Raw genomic sequence first — 22,343 nt, 5'->3', positions numbered from 1 at the left:
GGTAGGCTCCCGGGAGCCGGCCGCACACTCCTGAGCGTCATACCCCAAGGGGTATCCTTGAGTCGACAGTCGATGAGGAGGAGCCCGGTGAAAGTAGAAGAAGAAGCCGCCACCGCGGTTCTGAACCGGCTGCGCCGCGCCCAGGGCCAGCTCGCCGGCGTCATTGCCATGATCGAAGCGGGCCGCGACTGCAAGGACGTCGTCACCCAGCTCGCCGCCGTCTCCCGCGCCCTCGACCGGGCCGGATTCAAGATCGTGGCCAGCGGCATGCGCCAGTGCCTCGCCGAGAGCGAGGAGGGCGCGCCCCCGATGAGCGAGCAGGAACTCGAGAAGCTGTTCCTCACACTCGCCTGACACGGCGACGACGGCGGGCGGACATCCGCCGACCGCCGTCGCTTCACACCGCGGGCGGACGCGTGCGCGCCCAGCTTCCGCAAGTCCGGCCAAGCGGAAGCAGGCGACGCCGAGGTGGCTGGGGGTCAGATCTTCTCGGCGGTCACGCGGCGGTGGTCGGCGGCGAGCGTGGTGATTCCTCGACGTCGGACGTCAGGATCGTGACGCGGCCTGGCTGGGCGAGGGCGGTGGCGCAGCGCGTGGCGTCGATGGCGTGCTTGTGGCCGTGGAGCCCGGACGTACGCAGCAGGGCGGCGGCGGACTGAGCGAGGGCCAGGGGGACGGGCTCGATCCGCATCAGGGAGAGCGTCCACTTCAGCGCGGCGTCGTTGATCCGGGGGTGGATCACCTCGAGAAGCACCGCTGCGGAGGTGATCACCGGAAGGTCGGTGTCGCGGGCGGCGGTGAGCCACTCGTGTACCTCACGGTCGCGCTGTACGGCCTTGGCGAGGCCCTCGCTGTCCAGGATGAGCGCGCCGCTCACGCCGCCGCCCCGGCGCCGGAGGCGGTGCCCCGGTGAGCTTGGCTCGTTTGGCGGCGACGGCTTCCGGGTCGGCGGGGCCGTGGGTCTTGTCGAAGTCGGCGATCAGCTCGTCCAGGTTGTCGCGCTTGATCTGCCGTTGCGCGGCCCTCTCCACGTGAGCGGAGACTCCCCGCTTGCCGACCCGCTCTCGCGGATCGCCTGGAGGGTGCCGGCGACTCCGAGTGGTGAGCGCGCTCGCGCTGGAGGGTACCGGTCTTCGGGGCTGCGCTGTCACAGCTTCGTGTTTCGATGTTTCCAGGGAGAGTTGGGATTCTCCGGGGCGGACTGCAGTTCGGCCCGTCCGTCGCCGCCGCATCCGCCCCGGGTGTCGAGGTCTCGTAGTCACTGCGGAGCTCACCTCGACCGAGTCGGGGACCCGGCGACAGGCTTCCCGCCCTCGGCTGTGATCGCTGAAGGTCCCCTCGTACCGGGGTAGTTGAGTGGATGCGTTCGGAGGCGGTCGGCCTGGCCCCTCCGCAGGAGCAGATGATTCCTCACGGCTGGTGACGAGGGGAATTCGAGAGGTAGTAATTAGATGAATCCTTTACTGAATTGCCGTCAATAGACCCGACCTGTATATCTCGATTCGGTAACGAGATTCTCGATAAGGCCTGGACCTTTCGGGTTGAGGTCTGCAACTGGCTTTATTTTTAGGAAAGTTGACTGTTCATCAGATCGGATACGGAAGTAACGGTCTGATATCTCAACGGCAATTCCCGTTTGCCCGAATTCTCCACCGTGGGCATCTGGCAGGCTTCCGCGCACCCACTCCTCCGACCAAGGATTTGAGGTGCGCATGACTAGACATCGCAGACCGCGCGAACATCGGCGCAAGCACAGGGGGTTGATACTCGCCACCGTCGCCGTGGCATCGGCGGCGGTGATCGCGGGAGGTGTCGCATACGCGGGCATGGGGGGTGACACCCGGGCTGGAACGCCCGCACAGGCACGCATACCCGCGCAGGCCGGAGCCGCGACGGACACCCTCGCGCCGGCCGCCGTCCCGGCCAGGGACGAGGAGCCGGAGCCCATCGTCGGCAAGCCCGTCAACGACACCCGGCGTGGCATGGTCTACGACGGACTCAAGGCGGCTGCCAAGGGCGACCGTTGCACAGGCGTCTACCGCACCGACGCCGGACTCTGCACCCATGGGCCCGACGCTCCGCCGAAGGGCGTGAACATCAAGGCGGACGTGGCTCCCGCCGTGATCACCAAGGCCCCCGCGGCCGACCCGGCGAAGCCCGCGTCCGGGGATGCGGCCGTCACGGAGGGCGCCGGGCGCCCTCAGGACGCGCCCGCCGCCGACGCCGAAGGTGCCAGGACCGCGGCCGCCGCGGCCCCGGAGCCGGCTGCCTCGTCCGCCGGCCAGGCCGTCGCCGCGGGCCCCGCGGGCCAGACCGTCCAGTGTGACGGCGACGGAAGCACCGGCAACCGCGTGCAGGTCGTGTACGTGCACGGCCCCGACCGTGACCGGTACGCCGAGTACGTCGCCTCGTTCCGCAAGTGGGCGGCCGACGCCGACCTCATCTACGCAACGAGCGCCAAGGAAACCGGCGGTGTACGGCACATCCGCTACGTGACGGCCGCCGACTGCACGCCGACCGTGCTCAACATCGAGCTCCCGGCATCCGCGCTCTCCGAATTCAGCGCGACCAACAGGGCGCTCGCCGGCAAGGGCCTCGACCGCCGCGATCGCAAGTACATGATCTTCGCGGACACCAAGGTCTACTGCGGCATCGGCACCTTCGCCGGTGACGAACGACCGGGCCAGAACAACCAGAGCAACTTCGGTCCCTCCTACGGGCGTACTGACGCCGGCTGCTGGGGCGGTCACACCGCGGCGCACGAACTGGGACACAACCTCGGCGCGGTCAACAACAGCGCACCCAACACCAGTCGCGGCGCGCACTGCACGGACGAGTACGACGTCATGTGCTACTCGGACACCCCGTACTACCCCCGGATGCGGTACGTGTGCTCCAACCAGGCGGCCGAGAACATCCTGGACTGCAATCACGACGACTACTTCCACACCAACCCCAAGTCCGGCAGCTATCTGGCCACACACTGGAACATGGCCGACAACCAGTTCCTGATGCGGTCCAAGGGCGGTGCCACCCCCGACCCGAACCCCAGCCCGACGCCCACCCCGACGCCGACGCCCACCAGGCAACCCACCGGCGGACCGGCAGTGACGATCAGTCAGATACAGTCCACTGCCGCTGTCGCGAGCTGGCCCAGGGTCGACGGCGCCGCCTGGTACCAGGTCCTGCTGAACGGTAGGCACCTGACCTGGGTTCAGACGCAGACACTGCGCATCTACAACCTCCGACCCGGCACCGAGTACCAAGTCGCCGTCTCGGTCCGCGACCGGTCCGGCCGTGACAGCGGGGCCGGAAGGACGACCTCCTTCCGTACGGCCGACGCGGGCGGTGGCACGACCACCCCCGGCACCCGCTACACCCTCGGTAACGCGGGCACCGGCATGGCTGCCGAGGTCTGGGGCGGACGCTCCGCCGACGGCACGGTGCTCGTCGGAGCGCGGGCCAACGGCTACGCCCAGCAACAGTGGCTGTTCGACGACGCCGGCAACGGACTCGTCCGCATCCGCTCCGCCGTCTCCGGCAAGTGCCTGCAGACGGGCGGCGCCCCCGCCGCGGGCATGTGGGTCGCCCAACAGCCGTGCGGCAACGCCCCCACGCAGCAGTGGAAGCTGTCCAGCCGCAACGGAGCGATCACCGTGACCGACCCGAGCGGCGGCTACGCCCTGACGGTGAGCGACCGCCCGTACTACGGGAGCTGGCTGCTGGACCTGCAGCGCACGAACGGCCGTGCGGCACAGGCATGGACGGTCCAGAAGGTCTCCTGACCTCGACCGTCGGACCGGGGCCGAGGCGGCCCCGGTCACCCGGTCCGGCGTCGGTGGACGGCCACTGCGGCCGTCCACCGACGCCTCGGCTCTCTGCAATGCGTTCACACCGCATCTCACGCACCAGGAGCACCGCAACGATGCGTACACACCCCGCTTTCCGTGCCGGCACGGGCCTCGGCCTCCTGCTCATGCTCTTCGCCCAGGCCCTGGCCGTGCCAACCACCGCCCAAGCCCACGGCGATACCGTCAAGGTGGTGGTGACCGGCCAGCGAGACGGTCACGTCACGACCGAGATCACCTGGGAGAACGATGGGGACCCCGTCGAGGAGAACGTCGCCGCCACGGTGAACGCGACCAGCCCCGACGGATCTCGTTCCATGGGACCGTGGCCGCTGGTCCGCGACCCCGGCACGCGCACCGGCTGGAGTACCGCCGAAGTCCTCGCCCCCGGCAACTGGAAGGTCACCGTCGACGTGGGTTTCCCCTCCCTCGGCCACGGGGAAGGGGAGATCTCGGTCCCCGTGGTCGACCCGCTGCCGCCCGGCCCCCGCACGACCCCCACCACGTCCTCTCCGGTCCCCTCCGCACCGGCACCGTCCTCCGCCTTCCCCTCGGCCGTCCCCGTGACGACCGCTCCGACCTCGCCCTCCGCGAGCCCGGCCGGCGACGGGGGTGACCATGCGGTCGGGTGGTCCGTGGCCGGCCTGGCCGGGATCGCGCTCGCCGGCGCCGCAGCCGGTGTGCTCGTGCGATGGGCCCGCGCCCGCAGACGCTGAGCGCGGGGCCCGGCGGGACCGGGTCACCCCGGCCGGGAGAACGCCCGCCGCTCTTCCTCGGTGTACAGCTGTCGCTAGGCGCCGCGAGGGAGCGGGGGGACGGACCTTCCGGGTGGCTTCCAGGGCGGCTCCGTGCCGTGCCCAGTCCACCTTGATCGCGGCGCGTTCAGCAAGAACGAGCACGGTGGCAGTGAAGCCTTCGGAGAGCGCGAGTCAGATGGCGTGGCTCGTTCTTCGGTGCGTCGCCAGGAGGGCGTTGACGAAGGTTTCGAAGGTATCGGGGCTGATCTGGCACTCGTCGTTCTCCATCGGACCGATGCCCGAAGGGAGTTCCAGCTCCGCTTCGAAGACCGCTACCTGGCGCTGGAACATGCGAGAAGCTCCATTGGACGGGTTCCACAGCGTCTCGTCGCCGATGTCGAAGTACTGGCTCATCACGGCACCTTTCAGCCGGCCATGACGGGCCAGCGTATCCAGCCGGATCGTTGCCGTCGTCAGCCGGCCGGCCGGGACACGGTCCTTTCGACCACCCATCGGTGGCGGCCGAGCGGAGCGCCGCCACCACCACGGCGGTGACTCGACGACCACCAGCGATGTTCTTGAGGAGGGTGGGGGAAGCCGCGGCGTGTGTCAGGTGCGGGTCCAGCGCTGGTTGCTGTCGCTCCAGCAGGAGTAGAGCTGGATCAGGGTGCCGGTGGCGGTGCCGGCGGCGGCCCGCCGGCGTCGTCCTGACACTGAGATGGCGCCCTTGACAATTGATCATGTTCCTGACATCAGTGGCACTGCTCCACTCCCGCGAACGGCACCGCCACACCGAAGGGACGATCAGTGCATGACCAGGCCTGAGAGCGCGGCATACGACTACGACGTCGTCATCAGCGGAGCCAGCCTCGCCGGCTGCGCCGCGGCGATCCTGCTCGCTCGACGCGGGGTCCGCGTCGCCCTGTTGGAACGCCGCTCGGACCCCGAGGCGTACAAGGTGCTCTGCACTCACTCCCTCACGGCCAACGCCTACCCGGTGCTGGACGAACTCGGCCTCGTCCCCGCTCTCGAGAAGGCGGGGGCCGTCCGTAACCTGGCCCGTTGGCACACCCGCTGGGGGTGGATCGAGCCGAGGGCCGCGCCGGCGGGCCCCGAACTGCCGTACGGGTACAACATTCGGCGCAGCACCCTCGACCCGTTGATCAGGTCCCATGCGGCGGAGACCCCCGGCGTCGAACTGCTCCTCGGTCATCAAGTGACCGGGCTGGTCCGGGAAGCCGGGCGAATCTCAGGGGTGCGCACGTCGACGCCGCAGGGCGAGCGCGAGATCCGGGCCCGTCTGGTGGTCGGCGCCGACGGCAAGGACTCGGCCGTGGCGAAGTTCGCCGGGGTGCCTGCTCGGCTGTACGAGAACGCGCGGTTCGGCTATCTCGCGCACTTCCGCGACCTTCCGCTGCACGGCGGGGTCGCCCACACCTGGTTCCTCGAGCCCGACATGGCGTACGCGTTTCCGAACGACGACGGGGTGACGGTCGTCGCGGTGCTCCCGGACAAGAAGCGGCTGCCCGCCTTCCGGGAGGACCTGGAGGGCAGCTTCCTCGCGTTCGTCCGCGCCCTGCCCGAGGCGCCGCCCATCGACTCCGCCGAGCGCATCACGAAGATCACCGGCACGGTCAACTACCCGCTCCACAGCCGCAAGCCGACCGCGCCGGGCCTCGCGCTCATCGGCGACGCCGCCCTGACCGGCGACCCTCTGTGGGGCGTGGGATGCGGGTGGGCTCTGCAGTCCGCGCACTGGTTGGCAGAGGCGGTCGCCTCGGCCGCAGCCGGTCGGGGCGACCTCGACAGGTCGCTCGTGGCGTACGCACGCAGACACCGGCGCCGGCTGGGCGGTCACCAGTACCTGGCCGCCGACTTCGCCAAGGCCCGTCCGTTCAATCCCATGGAGCGGCTGATGTTCTCGGCGGCAGCGCGCGATGAGTCGGTGGCGCGGCACATGCATCTGTTCGGATCCCGCCTGATCGGTCCGCTGCGATTCTTGAACCCCGTGGCGCTGGCCAAGGCTTCGGCCGTCAACCTCCAGCATCGCCGGGCCGCTGTGCCACCCGCACGGTGAGCTGCGCCGCCGCGTAGGTGACACACCCTCGGTCCGCGCCCGTGGTCACGCGTCCTTCGGCGGGGTGGTCGGGCGGGTGGTGGCGAGGAGTTCCGCGAGGACGCGCCAGATCTCGGCCGCGATGTCGATGTTGGAGCCGGCGTGCGTGTCGTGGCCGAGCTGCTGGAGGCCCGCGATGGCTTCGTCGAGATGGCCTTCGCGGGCGAGGAGGCGGTTGTGCAGGACCGCGAGGGTGACGCGGTCGCGGAAGGTCATCCGGCAGGCGGACTCGGTCGACGGGTCGGTGAGGCTGTCGTGCAGCCTGCGCGCCTCGGCGTCATGGCCCTCGTGGAAGGCGATCTGCGCCTGGAGGAGGGTCATCTCCTGGCTGTGCAGGGGAGTGCCGATGAGGGCGAGGACGGGCTCGATCTCGGCGAGGCGGTAGGCGGCCCGCGCGGTGTCGGGCGGGTTCTGCTGGAGGTGGAGGGAGGCCGCGGCGAGACGCAGCCGCATCCACAGCAGCAGGCTGTCGTGGCTGTCCATGCGCTCCAGGGCTTCCTCCAGGAGGGCCCGGGCAGCGGTGTGGTCGCCTTGGCGGAGGCGGACGGTGGAGGCGGTCCACAGGGCTTCGATCGGCAGGGTGCCGGTCTCCTCCTGGGTCAGGGCGCGCAGTTCGTCGGCATGTGACTGGGCGTCGGCCAGCCGGCCGGCCTCCGTCTCGACGGCCACGAGGGCGAGCAGGGCGGACGCCGTGTCGTGGACGGAGAGTTCGGCCTCGGAGGCGATGCGGTAGGCGTCGGCGGCGATGCCCGCGGCGCGGGTGATGTCGCCCATCGACCGCAGGCAGCGCGCGAGTTGGGTGTGGGCGCGGGCGCGCAGTTCGGGCAGGCCGAGAGCTTCGCCGAGCTCCACGAGCTCTTCCAGGTGGGCCAGTTCGGCGGGGCTGTCGCCGTTCTGGCGTTCGGCGCGGGCGAGCAGCCAGAGGCCCTGCCAGCGCAGCGCCCGGTCCTGGTCCTCCCCGGAGGCGAGGGCGCCGACGAGTGCGAACACGGCGGCATCGGACGCCGAGGACGCGGCGACGGTGAGGGCCTGGGCCAGTGAACCGGCCTTCGGCTCCTCGAAGTCCGTGGCTGTGATCCCGAGCCGACCGGCGAGATAGGCGACCACACGCTCGGTGGGTTGCCGGGCTCCGGACTCCAGCCGGGACAGGTAGCCGGTGGACATGCCGTCGCCCGCGAGTGCGGCCTGGGACAGGCCGCGCTCGGTTCGCATCTGCCTGAGCCGCCGGCCGAATGACGGCTGTTCCAGCATGTGATCAATCCTCAAGCCTGTGTGGGCCCAGCCGTGTGCCGGCCGCGCGCACGGCGAGGAAGCCGTGAAGGCGCGGCGATGACACCTTAGCGTGGGGCTGATTTGACAGCTCAGATTAGCCCAAGACAAAAGTGTTGCCAAAAGATTGCCAAACATGGAACGGTTTGAGACGAGCACCTGACGTGCCGATGCGGCGGATTTCAGGCCACTCGTGAGCGTTTGTCTGTGATGAGCTGGGCATAGACGGCGCCCCCTCGGTGGTGAATGTCTGAAGTTGCCTGTCAACCACATGGCAAAATATTGCCAACCGTGGATCGAGTCAGTAGCTTGATCCGCGTGGCGGCAGCCGGACGGGGAGTCCGTGGACCGCCGAACCAGCGACACTCTTTTGGGGAGAAGTAGTGAAGAAGTACCCGCGCATCGTCGGCATCGCCGCGACCGCTCTGATCGCGACGATCGCCGGGACCGGCGCCACCGTCGGCAGCGTCTCGCTGGCGCAGCCGCTCGGCGACATCAGCTGGCCCGTGACGCCGCCCGCCCCGGGAGGCGACGGTTCGTCGACCGTCGTCGTCGCGGGCGACATCAGCTGGCCGAGCCCGGCCGCCCCGGTGCAGGGGGCCGGCGACGCCTCCGTCAACGGCTCGTCCGACGACATCAGCTGGCCGGCGCCCGGCGCGTGACCGCCGGGACCTGACGGTCCCAGCCGGCCGGAGAAGAAAGGGGGACCGGCCGGCCCGGTGGGGCGGACGCGCGCGTCCGCCCCACGGCACCACCTGTTCGCCCCCGCAGCGCCGTCCCTGTGTGGCCCACAAGGCCACGGCCAGATCGCTGTTCTGGCGAACGCGAGGAGTGATCCTTCCGTGTCCATCAAAGTTCTCATCTGTGACCAACTGCCCCTGATGCGCGACGGGCTGCGCACGCTGCTGGACGCACTGCCCGACACCCATGTCGTGGCCACCACCGACAGCTGCATGCAGACCGTCGCCCTCTCCCGGCACCACCGCCCGGACGTCGTCCTCATCGGACTCGCCGAACTCGAACCCGGGCTCGACCTGATCCGCCGGCTCGGCGCACTCGACGGCCCGTACGGTCCGCCGCCCCATCCGGTCGTCTTCCACTCGGAGTACGACGACCTGATGGTGATGGACCTGCTGCGCGAGGGCGCCAAGGGGCTCATCAACCGGGACGCCACCAGCGACGAGGTGATCGCCGCCACCCGGGGCGTGGCCCGCGGCCGTACCGTCCTCGCCCCCGAGATCGTCGACCGGCTCGTCGGCTGGCTGCGCGAGCGCGGCGCCGCCCCGCGGTCCGCCTCCGCCCACCCCGAGGTGGACGCCCTCACCGCACGCGAGCGCGAGGTGCTCCAGCTCATCGGCCGCGGCCTGACGATCGACGACGTGGCCGGCGAGCTCTACATCGGGATCAGCACCGTCCGTACCCACCTGCACCGCATCCGCCACAAGCTCGACCTCAAGGACCGCGCCCAGCTGGTGGCCTTCGCCTACCAGGCCGGGCTGATGAGCCAGGCCGCCTGACAGGCCGGGCGAGAAGGGGAACCACGAACCACCATGGCCCAAGAAGCCCAGGAGATCCGTACGTTCACCATCGGGCGACGCTTCAACGGGCCGCCGGATTCCGCCAACGGCGGGTACGCCTGCGGACTGTTCGCCGCGCTCGGCGCCGGCACGCACGGCGACGACGCCGCCGTCACCCTGCTCGCGCCGCCGCCGCTCGACACCCCGTTGACCTTCCACCCCGGCGGGCGCCGCTCCCAGATCCGGGACGGCGACACACTGATCGCCACGGTCACCGCCGGCGGCGGGGCGATCGAGGTGCTGCCGCCCGTGTCCCTCGCCGAGGCCACCGCGGCCTCCGGCCGCTTCCACGGGGAGGACGGCCACCCCTTCCCCACCTGCTTCGTGTGCGGAGTCGACCGCGGCCCGTCCGACGGGCTGCGGATGCGGCCCGGCCTCCTGGCCGACCGTACGGACGCAGGCACCGACGCGGGCACCGACACCCACACCGCCGCAGGCACCACCGCCACCGTGGCCTGCGCCTGGACGCCGGACGACACGGTCACCGACCCCGACGGACGGGTGCGGGGGCCGGTCCTGTGGGCGGCGCTCGACTGCCCCGGCGGCTGGACCTCGGACCCCGCCCTGGAGCCGATGGTCCTCAGCCGGATGACCGCCCGCGTCACCGAACCGCCCGAGGCCGGCCACACGTACGTCGTCCTCGGCCGCCGGCTGCGCCGCAGCGGCCGCACCGCGGTCAACGCCACCGCCCTCTACACGACCGACGGACGGCTCGTCGCCCACGCGTCCGCCGTGTGGGCCGCCGTCAACGACACGGCTACACCCGGCGTCCGGCCCGTCCACGTCTGAGCTCGTCCCGCGACGCCGGGAATCCACCACGGCGTGGACGCACAACCACCGTGCCGCGCCATAGCTTTCAGGAACCTCACGCCGTGCCGACGAGACCGCGGGACGCACCGGCACCGGAACCAGGAGAAAGGGAATCGCGATGTCGACCGAGGAAGCGGATTCCACGGAGTACGCCGTCGTCGTCAACGACGAGGAGCAGTACTCCCTCTGGCCGGCCCGCAAGGCGCTCCCGCGCGGCTGGCGCGCTGCCGGGAAGCAGGGCCCCAAGGACGCGTGCCTGGCATACGTCGCCGAGGTCTGGACCGACATGCGTCCGCTGAGCCTGCGCGTGTCGAGCGCGGCCGGCGACACCCCCTGACGGCCACCGGCGCCGGCACCCTCCCACCGTTCGCGTGCCCGTCCGTACGCGGCGGCCCGTCCCTCGTCCATTCGCGGCAGAAGGATCCCGTCTTGACCACCCTTTCCATCGACGGCCGGTTCGAGGCCCAGGCGGCCCGCACCCCCGACGCCATCGCACTCGCCCGCGGCCCGGAGCGGCTCACCTACGCGGAGCTCAACGCGGCGGCCAACCGGCTCGCGCACCAGCTGCGCGCCCGCGGTGTCGGCCCGGGCGCCCACGTCGGACTGTGCCTGGAGCGCTCGCCCCGGCTGATCACCGCGCTGCTCGCCGTCCTCAAGGCCGGCGGCGCCTACGTCGCCCTCGACCCCAAGCAGCCCCAGGAGCGGCACCGGGCCATCCTCACGGACGCCGGGATCGAGGTGCTCCTCACCCAGCGGTCCTTCGCCGGCGTCTTCGACGGACTCGTCGACGGGCCCCTCGTCCTCGACGCCGACGACCCGGACCGCGACCGGCAGCCCGACACCGACCCGGCGCTGCCCGCCGACCCGGAGCGCCCCGCGTACATCGCCTACACCTCCGGCTCCACCGGCGTCCCCAAGGGCGTCGTCGTGCCGCACCGCGCCGTCCTGCGCCTGGTCACCGAGCCCAACTTCCTCACCATCGGGCCCGACGACGTCATGCTCCAGTTCGCGCCGATTGCCTTCGACGCGTCCACCCTGGAGATCTGGGCACCGCTCCTCAACGGCGCCCGGCTCGCCGTCCACCCCGCCTTCGACCCCACCCTCGACCAGCTCGCCGACACCGTCGAGGCCGAGGGTGTCACCGTCATGTGGCTGACCGCGGGACTGTTCCACCAGATGGTGGAGGGCCCGCTGCACCGGCTCACCGGCGTGCGCCGGCTGCTCGCGGGCGGCGACGTGCTCTCCGTACCCCATGTGAACAAGGCGCTGGCCGCCCTCCCGGGCTGCCGGATCGTCAACGGCTACGGCCCCACCGAGAACACCACCTTCACCTGCTGCCACGTGATGACGGAGGAGGTCGACACCGACACCGTCCCCATCGGCCGCCCGGTCACCGGCACCACCGTCCTCGTCCTCGACGAGCAGGGCAGGCCGGTCGCCGACGGCGAGACCGGTGAGCTGTACGCGGGCGGCGAGGGCGTGGCACTCGGCTACCTCGGCCGGCCCGACCTGACCGCCGAGCGTTTCGTGACCGACCCCACAGCCTCCGCCGGCTCACCCGATGCCCGGGCCGGCGGAACGTACTACCGCACCGGCGATCTGGTCCGCCGCCGGGCCGACGGCGTCCTCGAGTTCCTCGGCCGGGTCGACAACCAGGTCAAGATCCGCGGCTTCCGGGTCGAGCCCGGCGAGGTCGAGGCGGCGCTGCTCGCCCGCCCCGAGATCTCCGACGCCGCCGTGATCGCGCAGGAGCACGCGCGCATGGGCCGCCGCCTCGTCGCCTTCTACGTCAGCGACCAGGGCCTGTCCGTCCCGGAGCTGCGCGGTGGACTCGCCCGCACCCTGCCCCCGTACCTGGTGCCCGGCGCGTTCGTCCGCATGACCGCCCTGCCGCTCACCCCCAACGGCAAGGTCGACCGGGCCGCCCTGGCCCACGAGATCTTCCGCGACCGGCCGGACCTCGGCAGCGACTACCGGGCCCCCGGCAGCGAGATCGAGAGCGCCCTCGCCGAGATCTGGGGCGACCTGATGGAGATCGACGAGATCGGCGTCGACGACGACTTCTTCGAGCTCGGCGGCCACTCCCTCATGGCCACCCAGATCACCGCGCGCATATCCGCCCTGTGGGGCGTCGACATCACCGCGCGCGCCTTCTACGAGAACCCCACCGTGGGCGAACTCGCCCTGACCATCGAGGAGCTGAAGCGGTGAGGATCACCGTCCCCGACCACGCCGGGACCGACGACACGGCCCCCTCCTACTCCGGTCCCGAGATCGACCTGGACACCGTCGACCTCTTCGACCCCGCCCTGTACGCCACCGGCGACCCCCACCGGATCTGGCACACCCTGCGCCGGCAGGCGCCCGTGCACCGCCAGACCCTCCCCGACGGCCGCTCCTTCTGGTCGATCACCAAGTACCACGACGTCAACGACGTCCTGCGCGACCACACCCGGTTCACCTCCAGCCGCGGCACCCTGCTCAGCATCCTCGGCTCCCAGGACCCGGCCGGCGGCAAGATGATGGCCGCCAGCGACCCGCCGGTGCACACCGCGATGCGCGAACCGCTGATGAAGGTCATGTCGCACCGCGCCATGAAGGAGCGCCGGCCGCAGATCCGCCGCATCGTGCACCGTCGCATGCTCGCGCACCTCCTCGACGGCGGGACCTGGGACATCGCGGCCGCCGCCGCCGACTTCCCCATGGCGTTCACCGGCACCCTGATGGGGCTGCCCGAGCGGGACTGGCCGCGACTGACCAAGCTCACCTCCATGGCCATCGCGCCCTCCGACAGCGAGTTCCAGGAGGGCAGCGCTCACGGCACGCTCGTCGCCGCACACCACGAACTCTTCGACTACTTCTCGCGGTTCGTCCGCCGCCACCCCGGTGGCGACGACGACCTGGTCGGCTTCCTCATCGGCATGGAGGCCGGCGGCCGGCGCCTGCGCCACGACGAGATCGTCTTCAACTGCTACAGCCTGCTGCTCGGCGCCAACGTCACCACCCCGCACGCCGTCGCCGCCACCGTCCTCGCCCTCATCGAACACCCCGAGGAGTACGCGCGGCTGCTCGCCGACCCCTCCCTGGTGCCCGGCGCCGTGGACGAGGGACTGCGCTGGTCCTCGCCCGCCAACCACTTCATGCGCTACGCCGTGCGCGACCTCGAACTGGGCGGTGTCCGGATCAAGGAGGGCGACGCGCTCGTCACCTGGCTCGGCTCGGCCAACCGCGACGAGGACGTCTTCCCCGACCCGTACCGCTTCGACATCACCCGCCGCCCCAACCGGCACGTCGCCTTCGGCTTCGGCCCGCACTACTGCATCGGCGCCCCGCTGGCGAAGGTCGCGCTGAACATCCTCTTCGAGGAGATCGTGCGGGTCGTGGAGGAGTTCCGGGTCGCGGGCCCCGTCGCCCACCTGGAGTCCAACTTCGTCGCCGGCATCAAGCACCTGCCGCTGACCGCCCGGCTCCGTCCCGGCGCCGAGAACCTGCTGCGGGAAGCCCTCCAGGACGGACTCGTGGCCGTATGACCACCCTCGCGACCACCCCCGGGCTCCCGCGCGACCTCCCGGCCGACCCGGTCTCGCTCGCCCAGCGCCTGATCCGCTTCGAGACCGTCAACCCGCCCGGCGCCGAGGCCGCGTGCGTCCACTGGATCCGCGACCTGCTCGACGTCGCCGGCCTGGAGACCCGGCTGCTCGCCCTCGACCCCGAGCGGCCCAACCTGGTCGCCCGGCTCCGCGGCCGCGGCACCGAGCCCCCGCTGCTCCTGCACGCCCACGTCGACGTCGTCCCCGTCACCGGCCAGGACTGGAGCCGGCCGCCGTTCGCCGCCGACATCGTCGACGGCGAACTGTGGGGGCGCGGCGCGGTCGACATGAAGGGCCACCTGGCGATGATGCTGGCGGCCCTGCTCAGGCTCGCCGCCGACGGCACCCCGCCCGCCGGAGACGTCATCCTCGCCGTCGTCGCCGACGAGGAGGCGGGCAGCGCCACCGGTGCCCGCTTCCTCGTCGAACGCCACCCCGAACTCTTCGCCGGGGTCCGGTACGCGATCGGGGAGGACGGCGGCGCCGAACTGCGGCTCGGCGGAGCCACGAGGCTGCACCCGATCGTCGTCGCCGAGAAGCGCGCCCTGTGGGTACGGGCGACCCTGCACGGCACCCCCGGTCACGCCTCGCGCGTCGCCGGACCCGAGGGCGCCGCGGCCAAGCTCCACCGGCTGCTCGCCGCCATCGACGGCGGCGGCCTCGGCACCCTCATGACCCCCGTCGTCGACCGGATGCTCGCCGAACTGTCGGGTGCCCTGCCCGAACCGTACGCCGGCCGGCTCGCCGCCTTCCGCGCCGACCCGGACGACCCGGCGGCCCTCACGGGCCTCGACGACGCCGACGTCCGCTACCTGCGCTCCCTCGTCCAGCACACCGTCAACGCCACCGTCGTCCAGGGCGGCACCGCCACCAACGTGCTGCCCGCGCGGATCACCGTGGAACTCGACGGGCGGCTCCTGCCGGGCGAGCACTCCCGCGAGGACTTCCTTGCCACGCTGCGCGCCAGGGCCGGCTGCCCCATGGACCTCGACGTCCTCGTCGAGGGCGAGCGGATGCCGCGGCCACGGCTCGACGGCTTCTACGACCGGCTCGCGGCCGTCCTCAAGACCAAGGACCCGCAGGGCATCCCGTTCCCCATGGTGACCACCGCGTCCACCGACGCCCGCCTCTTCCCCCGCCTGGGCATCCAGACCTTCGGCTGGCTGCCGCTGCTGCACGGACCGGACCGCTCCTACCGCGGCCGGCTGCACTGCCCGGACGAGCGGATCAACGTGGGGTCGCTGGAGTTCGGCGCGGACTGCTTCCACGCCCTGCTGGCCGGCCATGGCTGAACACGGCGTCCGCGTACGGGCGCACACCGAAGACCTCCCCGCGCGGGACCGGACCGTGCGCCCGAGTCCGGGTCCGAGTCCCGGTCCGAGCCCGGGTCCGAGCCCGAGCCCGAGCCCGAGCCCGAGCCCGAGCCCGAGTCCGAGTCCGAGCACGGGGCACGGTGACCTTCGCGTCCGGGCCCTGTCCACGGCGGAGGCGCTCGCGCCCGGCCGCGCGGCGCGGATCGCCGCGCTCACCCGCGCCGCCTACACGGGCTCCGACCCGCTGCCCGGCCTGCCCGTCCCCGACGGGGCCCACGAGACCGAGGCCGCGTTCCGCGCCCAGGTGCGGGACCACGGCGCCGTCGTCTGGCTCGCCGAGACGGCCTCCGGCGAGACCGTCGGCACCCTGCGCGTCACGCGCCACGGCGACGGCGCGTGGGAGATCGGCCGCGTCGCGGTCGCCCCGGCCGCGCGCGGCACCCACGTGGCCCGCACCCTGCTCGCCGCCGTGGACGAGGCGGCCACGGCCCGGGACGTACCCGCACTGCGGCTCGACGCGGTCGTCGAACGCTGCCTGCCCACCCTCTACACGCGGCTCGGCTTCCGGCCCGTACGCCACTGGCAGAGCCAGGACAAGCCGCTGACCGAGGTCACCCTGGAACGCCGGCCGGCCGCGCGCCACGCCACCGCGGCCCTGCCGTACCTGGACCCCGCCGCCACGCCCGGACCGCGGATCCTGTGGCTGCTCACCGACGCCGCCCTGATCGCCACCACGGACCCGGCGGCCGGCGAACTCCGCCACCTGGCCGAGAGCCCCGGCGGTGTGCGGCTGGCCGGGGCCGACCTGTGGCCGGGAGCGGGCGAAGCGGAGCGGCTCGTGCTCATGGAGCGGCTCGCCGCCTCCGGGAACGGGCGGCGCGCCGGCACCGACACCGTCGTCTTCCCCGGCGGCCGGGCCGCCACGCCCGCCCACGTCATGCCGCGCACCGTCGAACCGCGCCTGTACGCCTGGTACCGGCTGCCTCCCGGCGCCGAACTCCCCTGGCCGAACAGCGCGTTCACCGAGCCCCCCGGGGCCCCGCCCACCGTCCTCCCAACTGCCGCAGTCAGGTGCACGTGATGGAACGACTTCCCCTGGCCGTACCCGTCGATCTGACGGCCCACGCCGACAACACCGGGATCACCCCCGCCGACGCCCTCGACGCCGGCGCCTTCAACCTGTGGGGAAACACCTTTCCCGCCGAGGAGCTGCCGCCCGGCGGACCCGTCGAGGTCGACGGCATCCCCTTCCTCTTCCCCCGGCACGCCCCCGGCGCCCCCGACAACATCCGCTGCGCCGGGCAGCTGATCGAGCTGCCGGCCGGGCGCTACGACTGGATCCAGGTCCTGGCCGCGGCCGAGCGGCGCACCGAGGACCAGGTCCTGCTGCACTACGGCGACGGCTCGGTCGACCCCGAGTGGCTGCGGGTCTCCGACTTCTGGCCCGAGACCGCCTCCCGCCTCGGCGGCACCGCCGCCTACACCTGCGGCCGGCTGCACTACCCGCGGCACGTCGAGCGGAAGTTCGGCCCGACCCTGTGGCGCCACCGCGTGCCCGTCCCGCGCGAGGCCGAGCTGACGGCGGTACGGCTGCCCGACAACCCCGCCGTCCACCTCTTCGCCCTCACCCTCGTCCCCGCACCACCCCGTGTCCCCGCCCGCTACGACACCCCCGCGGAGGTGGCGGCATGACCGTGCTCCTCGACCGCATACGGCCCTGGCGCCACGACCTCGGCGGCTGCCTGCACGGCTGCCTCGCCACCCTCCTCGAGCACCGCGGCGTCGAGGCACTGCCCGTCCTCGGAGCCGCCTGGACGTTCCGTCACTTCCCCGGCGGAGTGCGCCGCGAGGAGTACTACTACCCGTGCGCGAGCGGCGAGTCCCTGCTGTCCGCGCTCGCCCCGTACCACCCCGTCCGCTCCCGCTGGCACGAGCCCGCGGACGCCGGGGCCGGCTGGCGCGAGGTGCGCGAGCAGCTCGCCGCCGGCCACGCGGTCGCGGTCGCCGTGGACAACTTCCACCTGCCCTTCCGGCCCGCCTACCGGGACGTCCACTCCAACCACATGGTGGTCGTCCACGGGTACGACGAAGAGCGCGGCACCGTGCGGGTCCTGGACTCCGTACCCCCCGCCTTCCACGGCGACATCGCGCTCGCGGACCTCACCGCCTCCCGCGACTCGGGCAACGAACTCGTCCACGAGCGCGACATGTTCTTCACCGGCGTCCGCATCGGCAACCGCTGGCTCTCCGTCGAACTGGACTGCCCTCCCGAGGACTTCCCCGTCCTCGACCGGGCCGAGGCACACCGCGTCATCGGCCTCAACCTCGCCCACTTCGCCGCCCCGGCGAACGGCGACGCGTACACCGGCCTCGCCGGGCAGCAGGCCTTCCTGGAGGAGTGCGTCAAGCGACTCGGCGCGGGCGAGGACGTACGCGACGAACTGTTCGTGGCCGCCGGCGCCGCGCTCGCCTGCACCGCCGTCCACGCCGACTGGCTCGGCCACGCCGGCCGCACCCTCGGCCTGCCCGGCCTGGTCGAGCAGGCCAGGTCCGTCGACCGCGTCGCCCACCACTGGTCGGCCGTACGCATCATGGCCGGCCTCACCCGGGGCGCGGACGCGCCCCCCGGCCTCACCCCGGAGCGTCTGTCCCGGCGCGTCCACGCACTGATGAAGGACCACGAGAGCGCCCTGTACGGGCTGGAGCACGAAAGGGCAGCACTGTGACCACCTCCGCCACCGTCCCGGCGACACCCGGAACCACGGCCACAGCCGGCACCGGGAAGCTGGCCATGCTCGGCGGCCGCCGGGCCGTCCCGCGCGACCTGCGCATCGCCCCCTGGCCGCAGGTGACCGAGGAGGACCGGCAGGCCGTCCTCGACGCCCTGGACTCCGGCCGCTTCACCACCGCCTCGGCGGGCGAGCAGGAGATCCCCGGCCTGGAACAGGAGTGGGCCGCCTTCACCGGCACCCGGCACGCCGTCGCCGTCAGCAACGGCACCGCCGCCATCTCCCTCGCCCTCGGGGCGCTCGGCATCGAACCCGGCGACGAGGTCATCGTGCCCGCGCTCAGCTTCATCGCCACCGCCGCGGCGCCCCTGCACCTGATGGCCGTACCGGTCTTCGTCGACATCGACCCGCGTACGTACAACATGACGGCCGCCGCCGTCGAAGCCGCCATCACTCCGCGCACCCGGGCCATCGTCGTCGTCCACCTGCACGGCCTGCCCGTCGACATGGACGAGATCGGCGCCGTCGCCCGGCGCCACGGCATCCCCGTCGTCGAGGACGCGGCCCAGGCCCACGGTGCGGAGTACCGCGGCCGCAAGGTCGGCTCCATCGGCGCGATCAACACCTTCAGCCTCAACGTCAGCAAGAACCTCGCGACCTGCGGCGAGGGCGGCCTGATCACCACCGACGACGAGCGGCTCGCCACCCGCGCCCTCATGCTGCGCCAGTTCGGCGAGCTCATCCCCGGGCGCGGCGAACGCAGTTACGTCTCCCACCTGCTGGGCTGGAACAACAAGCCGAGCGCCCTGCAGGCCGCGTTCACCCGCAGCCAGCTCGCCCGCTTCCCCGCAGAGGCCGCACAGCGCGACACCAACGTACGGGCGCTGCTCGACCGGGTCGCCGCACTGCCCGGCTTCCTCGCACCCGGGGCACCGGAGGACCGCACGCACGCCTGGCACATCCTGCGCTTCCGCGTCGACCCGGCGGCCTTCGGGCTCGACGACCACCTCGCAGGACCGCTGCGGGCCACCGTCCAGCGGGCCCTGCGGGCCGAGGGCGTCCCCGCCGCCCCATACCAGCTGATGCCGCTGCCCGCGCAGAAGGTGTTCCGCGAGAAGCGGGGCCTCGGCGGCTACCCCTGGGCGCTGCCCGGCGTCCCCGAACGCCCCTTCCGCGAGGAGGACTTCCCGGTCACCCACCGGGTGATCGACGACTCCTTCGCCCTCCAGAAGGCCCATCTGCACCCCGGCGCGGGACCGCTGCTCCAGCGCTACGCCGACGCCTTCGAGAAGGTCTGGGAACACCGCGACACCCTCGCGGGCGTGGCCGCCTCCCTGCCGTACACCCACCCGTGGGAGCAGGCGGCAGGCATCGCGGCGACCGAGTGGGACACGGCCTTCGGCACCGGCACGACGGAAGGAACCGGCGCATGAGCGAGGAAACGCGCTCCACGCAGCTCCACGAGGACCTGACCGCCCTGTGGCGGGAGATCTTCGAGATCCCCGAGACGGACGAGGTCGACCCGGAGGAGAGCCTCTTCGAGGCAGGCGGCACCTCGCTGCAGGCCGTCCGCCTCATGACGCGCATCGACGAGACGTACGGAGTGAAGATCCCGCTGCCCGTCGTCTTCGCCGAGGGCAGCGTCGGCCGGCTCGCCGAACTCGTCGAAGAGGGACTGCTCGACCTCCTCGGCGATCTGACCGAGGAGGAGGCCCTGCGCCTGCTCCAGGAGGAGACCGGCGGGACGACCGGCACCGCCGACGCCGGAACAGGACCCGGCCGGACGGCGTGACCGACGACGACCTGCCGGCCGGAGGGCCGGCGACGGTGACACCACGGCGCGAGTTCCTCGACGGAGCCCGCGCCATGGTGCCGTTCATGATCTCGGCCTTCCCCATGGGCCTGATCGCCGGCGCGGCCGGCCTCGCCGCCGGCCTCGGCGTGCTCGGCACCCTCGGCATGGCCATGGCCGTCAACTCCGGCACGGCCATGCTCGCCGCCGTGCAACTGCTGCGCGCCGGCGCGGGCTGGCCCGTGGTGCTGCTGACCGTGCTCGTACTGAGCCTGCGCATGCTCATCTACGCCACGCTGCTGCGCCCGCACCTGGCCTCGCTCCCGCGCCGTTGGCGGATCGCGCTCGCCTTCGGGCTCGTCGACGCCGTCTTCTTCGCCGCCCTGGAGCGCTACCGGGCCGGACTCGGCGACCCCCGGGCCCGCGCCTGGTACTTCCTGGGCGCCTCCGGTGCCATGTATGCGAACTGGATCTGTTCCACGGCGCTCGGCCTGGCGCTGGGCCTCGCCGTCCCCGGCGACTCGCTCCAGGTCCTCCTGGAGTTCCCGATGACCGCCCTGTTCATCGCGATGCTCGCCCTCGCGCTGGTCGACTGGCGGCTGTGGACCGCCGCGGCCGCCGCGGCGGCGGTCGCCCTGCTCGCCCGGCCGCTGCCCTACAACCTCGGGCTGATCGCCGGCGTCCTGGCCGGAGCCGCTGCCGGGATGCTGAGCGAGCGCCTCGTTCCCCCGGCCGACCCGGTCCCTGCGTCCGGCCCGGACTCCGCGTCCGGCCCGGACTCCGCGTCCGGTCCGGACTCCGCGGGCGCGCCGAGCGACGAGGACGGCCGGCACGCGGAAGGAGCCGCCTGATGGGAACCGTCCTGCTGATCGCGGGCATGGCACTGTGCGCCTTCGCCGTCCGCTACCTGCCGCTCGCCGTACCACGCGAGCGCGAGCTCCCCGGCCCGCTGCGCTCGGCCGTCGGCTACGTCCCGGCCGCCGTCCTCGCGGCGATGGTCGCCCCCGCCGTCACCGGACCGTCCCACGGCGGCGCGGGCCTCACCACGGCGTCCCTCGCCGGCGGCCTGGTGACCCTCGTGGCCGGGCTCGCCACGAAACGCATGCTGCTCGCCGCCGCCCTCGGGGTCGCGGCGTTCTTCCTGGTGCTCCACACAGTGAGGGGTTGAGAGGTACATGAACCGACCGGCGACCGCGCTCCCGCGCCTGGCGATCGTCTACGACAACGGGGCGGTCAGCCCCGTCGAGATCGCCCACGCCGCGACCGGCCTGTGCGACATCGTCCTGGTCCTCGACCCGTCCGCACCGGCGGTCGCCGCCTCCCTGCCCGTACTGGAGGCCATCGGCACCCTCGTCCCGCACCCGCCCGGCACCGCGGCCGAGAAGACCGGTCGCCGCCTCGCCGAGCTGGGCGTCAGCGGCATCACCACGTTCACCGACGCCCTGCTCGGCGACACCGCCGAGCTGGCCCGGACGCTCGGCCTGCGCTTCCACACCCCCGAGGTCGCCCAGCGCCTCGCCGACAAGCTCCACCAGCGCGCGCGCCTCGCCGCCGCCGGCATGCCCGTCGTGCGATTCGCCGAACTGTCCTGCGCCGCCGGCATCGAGGAGGCCCTGGCGACCGTACGACTGCCCGCCGTCCTCAAGCCGCGTGAGGGCGCCGGCAGCCGCAGCACCTTTCCCGTCGCCACCGCCGAGGAGTTCCGCCGCGTGGCGGGCGAGCTGCTCGCCGCCGGAGAGGACCGGCTCATCGCCGAGGAACGCCTCGTCGGCGACCCCGACGTCGCCGGGGCCCGCTGGGGCGACTACGTGTCGGTCGAATCCGTCGTCGACGGTGACCGGATCACCCACATCGGCATCACGGGCAAGCTTCCGCTGGTCGAACCCTTCCGCGAGAGCGGAGTGTTCTTCCCCAGCACGCTCCCCGAGACCGCCGCGAACGCGGTCCTGGACGGCACCACCCAGGCGCTGCGTGCCCTGGAGGTGACCTCCGGGGTCACCCACACCGAGTTCAAGCTCACCCCCGAGGGGCCGCGTCTCATCGAGGTCAACGGCCGCCTCGGCGGCTTCGTCAACGACCTCGTCAGCCGCTCCACCGGCGTCGGCATGCTCCGTATCGCCCTGGAGAACGCCCTCGCCGCCGGCGCACCCGTGCCCGCCCGCATCGACGCGGCCGCCGCCGGAGCCGAGCCGCCACGGATCGCCTTCCAGCGCTTCGCGCCCCCGCCCGTCACGGCGGTGGCCGTCGACCGCGTCGAGGGCGCGAAGGAGGCCCGGCGCATCCCCGGAGTGGTCCGCGTGGAGGTCGTCCGCCGCCCCGGCGAACCGGTGGACTGGCGCCGGGGCACCCAGAGTTTCGCCGCCATCGTGTACGGCCGTACCGCCGGCCACCGGGAACTCGACGCCACGCTCGCCGCGGTCGACGACACCCTCCGCATCACGTACGCCGCACGTCCACACGCACCGGCCGGGCTCAGCAGCTGAGTGGACGCGGAGCCGCGCACCGCGCGCATAGCTTCACGGACAGGTCGAAGGGCTCGAAGGGCTCGAAGGGATTCCAGAG

General features: G+C 72.4%; 22 protein-coding genes. 19 read left to right on the top strand and 3 right to left on the bottom strand.

Annotated features, from left to right (window positions below; all coding sequences use genetic code 11):
• The first annotated feature begins 87 nt into the window (after positions 1–87).
• The gene (locus FDM97_RS25420) at positions 88–354 is read left to right on the top strand and encodes a metal-sensitive transcriptional regulator (protein WP_031004254.1); all 267 of its coding nucleotides are present in this window, start codon (positions 88–90) and stop codon (positions 352–354) included.
• A gap of 142 nt (positions 355–496) precedes the next feature.
• Here FDM97_RS25420 and FDM97_RS25415 read toward each other — a convergent pair whose 3' ends face one another.
• On the bottom strand, positions 497–877 hold the full coding sequence (locus FDM97_RS25415) for a DNA-binding protein (RefSeq protein ID WP_432816244.1): 381 nt from the start codon (positions 875–877) through the stop codon (positions 497–499).
• 949 nt (positions 878–1,826) lie between these two features.
• On the opposite strand from FDM97_RS25415, the gene FDM97_RS25405 reads away from it, so the two are divergent.
• Complete coding sequence (locus FDM97_RS25405) at positions 1,827–3,785, top strand: RICIN domain-containing protein (protein ID WP_254705754.1); 1,959 nt, start codon at positions 1,827–1,829, stop codon at positions 3,783–3,785.
• A gap of 140 nt (positions 3,786–3,925) precedes the next feature.
• A complete protein-coding gene (locus FDM97_RS36020; RefSeq protein WP_175438985.1) occupies positions 3,926–4,564 on the top strand; it encodes a hypothetical protein in 639 nt (212 codons plus the stop codon).
• Between the two features lie 213 nt (positions 4,565–4,777).
• Here the strand turns inward: FDM97_RS36020 and FDM97_RS37135 are convergent, their stop codons facing one another.
• Positions 4,778–5,152: a DUF6086 family protein gene (locus FDM97_RS37135; protein WP_432816243.1), complete on the bottom strand. Its 375-nt coding sequence runs from the start codon at positions 5,150–5,152 to the stop codon at positions 4,778–4,780.
• Between the two features lie 244 nt (positions 5,153–5,396).
• Here FDM97_RS37135 and FDM97_RS25395 point away from each other — a divergent pair, with 244 nt between their 5' ends.
• Positions 5,397–6,662, top strand: a complete 1,266-nt coding sequence (locus tag FDM97_RS25395; protein ID WP_137992804.1) for an NAD(P)/FAD-dependent oxidoreductase — start codon at positions 5,397–5,399, stop codon at positions 6,660–6,662.
• Between the two features lie 45 nt (positions 6,663–6,707).
• Here the strand turns inward: FDM97_RS25395 and FDM97_RS25390 are convergent, their stop codons facing one another.
• Entirely contained in the window at positions 6,708–7,952 is a 1,245-nt protein-coding gene (locus tag FDM97_RS25390) for a helix-turn-helix domain-containing protein (RefSeq protein ID WP_137992803.1), read from the bottom strand.
• 401 nt (positions 7,953–8,353) lie between these two features.
• On the opposite strand from FDM97_RS25390, the gene FDM97_RS25385 reads away from it, so the two are divergent.
• The 15 genes from FDM97_RS25385 (at position 8,354) to FDM97_RS25315 (ending at position 22,264) form a co-directional block, all read left to right on the top strand.
• Positions 8,354–8,632 (top strand): hypothetical protein, encoded by a 279-nt coding sequence (locus tag FDM97_RS25385; protein WP_137992802.1) that lies wholly within the window; start codon positions 8,354–8,356, stop codon positions 8,630–8,632.
• 180 nt (positions 8,633–8,812) lie between these two features.
• Positions 8,813–9,487 carry a response regulator transcription factor gene (locus tag FDM97_RS25380; protein WP_137992801.1) on the top strand — a complete coding sequence of 225 codons (675 nt, stop codon included), beginning with the start codon at positions 8,813–8,815 and terminating at the stop codon, positions 9,485–9,487.
• Between the two features lie 33 nt (positions 9,488–9,520).
• The gene (locus tag FDM97_RS25375) at positions 9,521–10,336 is read left to right on the top strand and encodes a hypothetical protein (protein ID WP_137992800.1); all 816 of its coding nucleotides are present in this window, start codon (positions 9,521–9,523) and stop codon (positions 10,334–10,336) included.
• Between the two features lie 139 nt (positions 10,337–10,475).
• Positions 10,476–10,694 (top strand): MbtH family protein, encoded by a 219-nt coding sequence (locus FDM97_RS25370; RefSeq protein ID WP_137992799.1) that lies wholly within the window; start codon positions 10,476–10,478, stop codon positions 10,692–10,694.
• 92 nt (positions 10,695–10,786) lie between these two features.
• Positions 10,787–12,568 carry a non-ribosomal peptide synthetase gene (locus tag FDM97_RS25365; RefSeq protein WP_254705753.1) on the top strand — a complete coding sequence of 594 codons (1,782 nt, stop codon included), beginning with the start codon at positions 10,787–10,789 and terminating at the stop codon, positions 12,566–12,568.
• The gene (locus tag FDM97_RS25360) at positions 12,565–13,887 is read left to right on the top strand and encodes a cytochrome P450 (RefSeq protein ID WP_349775392.1); all 1,323 of its coding nucleotides are present in this window, start codon (positions 12,565–12,567) and stop codon (positions 13,885–13,887) included. Before FDM97_RS25365 ends, FDM97_RS25360 begins: the two co-directional genes overlap by 4 nt.
• Entirely contained in the window at positions 13,884–15,239 is a 1,356-nt protein-coding gene (locus FDM97_RS25355) for a M20/M25/M40 family metallo-hydrolase (RefSeq protein ID WP_137992798.1), read from the top strand. The genes FDM97_RS25360 and FDM97_RS25355 overlap by 4 nt, the downstream gene beginning before the upstream one ends.
• Positions 15,232–16,341: a GNAT family N-acetyltransferase gene (locus tag FDM97_RS25350; protein WP_137992797.1), complete on the top strand. Its 1,110-nt coding sequence runs from the start codon at positions 15,232–15,234 to the stop codon at positions 16,339–16,341. The genes FDM97_RS25355 and FDM97_RS25350 overlap by 8 nt, the downstream gene beginning before the upstream one ends.
• On the top strand, positions 16,341–16,952 hold the full coding sequence (locus FDM97_RS25345; protein WP_137992796.1) for a hypothetical protein: 612 nt from the start codon (positions 16,341–16,343) through the stop codon (positions 16,950–16,952). Before FDM97_RS25350 ends, FDM97_RS25345 begins: the two co-directional genes overlap by 1 nt.
• Positions 16,949–17,986 (top strand): BtrH N-terminal domain-containing protein, encoded by a 1,038-nt coding sequence (locus FDM97_RS25340; protein ID WP_137992795.1) that lies wholly within the window; start codon positions 16,949–16,951, stop codon positions 17,984–17,986. The genes FDM97_RS25345 and FDM97_RS25340 overlap by 4 nt, the downstream gene beginning before the upstream one ends.
• On the top strand, positions 17,983–19,422 hold the full coding sequence (locus FDM97_RS25335; RefSeq protein ID WP_254705752.1) for a DegT/DnrJ/EryC1/StrS family aminotransferase: 1,440 nt from the start codon (positions 17,983–17,985) through the stop codon (positions 19,420–19,422). The genes FDM97_RS25340 and FDM97_RS25335 overlap by 4 nt, the downstream gene beginning before the upstream one ends.
• A complete protein-coding gene (locus FDM97_RS25330) occupies positions 19,419–19,781 on the top strand; it encodes an acyl carrier protein (protein WP_137992794.1) in 363 nt (120 codons plus the stop codon). The genes FDM97_RS25335 and FDM97_RS25330 overlap by 4 nt, the downstream gene beginning before the upstream one ends.
• Positions 19,778–20,632: an AzlC family ABC transporter permease gene (locus tag FDM97_RS25325; RefSeq protein ID WP_137992793.1), complete on the top strand. Its 855-nt coding sequence runs from the start codon at positions 19,778–19,780 to the stop codon at positions 20,630–20,632. Before FDM97_RS25330 ends, FDM97_RS25325 begins: the two co-directional genes overlap by 4 nt.
• Complete coding sequence (locus FDM97_RS25320; RefSeq protein ID WP_137992792.1) at positions 20,632–20,949, top strand: AzlD domain-containing protein; 318 nt, start codon at positions 20,632–20,634, stop codon at positions 20,947–20,949. The genes FDM97_RS25325 and FDM97_RS25320 overlap by 1 nt, the downstream gene beginning before the upstream one ends.
• A 7-nt stretch (positions 20,950–20,956) precedes the next feature.
• Complete coding sequence (locus FDM97_RS25315) at positions 20,957–22,264, top strand: ATP-grasp domain-containing protein (RefSeq protein WP_137992791.1); 1,308 nt, start codon at positions 20,957–20,959, stop codon at positions 22,262–22,264.
• The last annotated feature ends 79 nt before the right edge of the window (positions 22,265–22,343 follow it).

This window comes from Streptomyces vilmorinianum, from assembly GCF_005517195.1.
Taxonomy (GTDB): Bacteria; Actinomycetota; Actinomycetes; order Streptomycetales; family Streptomycetaceae; genus Streptomyces; species Streptomyces vilmorinianum.
Note: the sequence above shows the minus strand (reverse complement) of the source record. Positions and strands in the feature narration are given on the sequence as shown.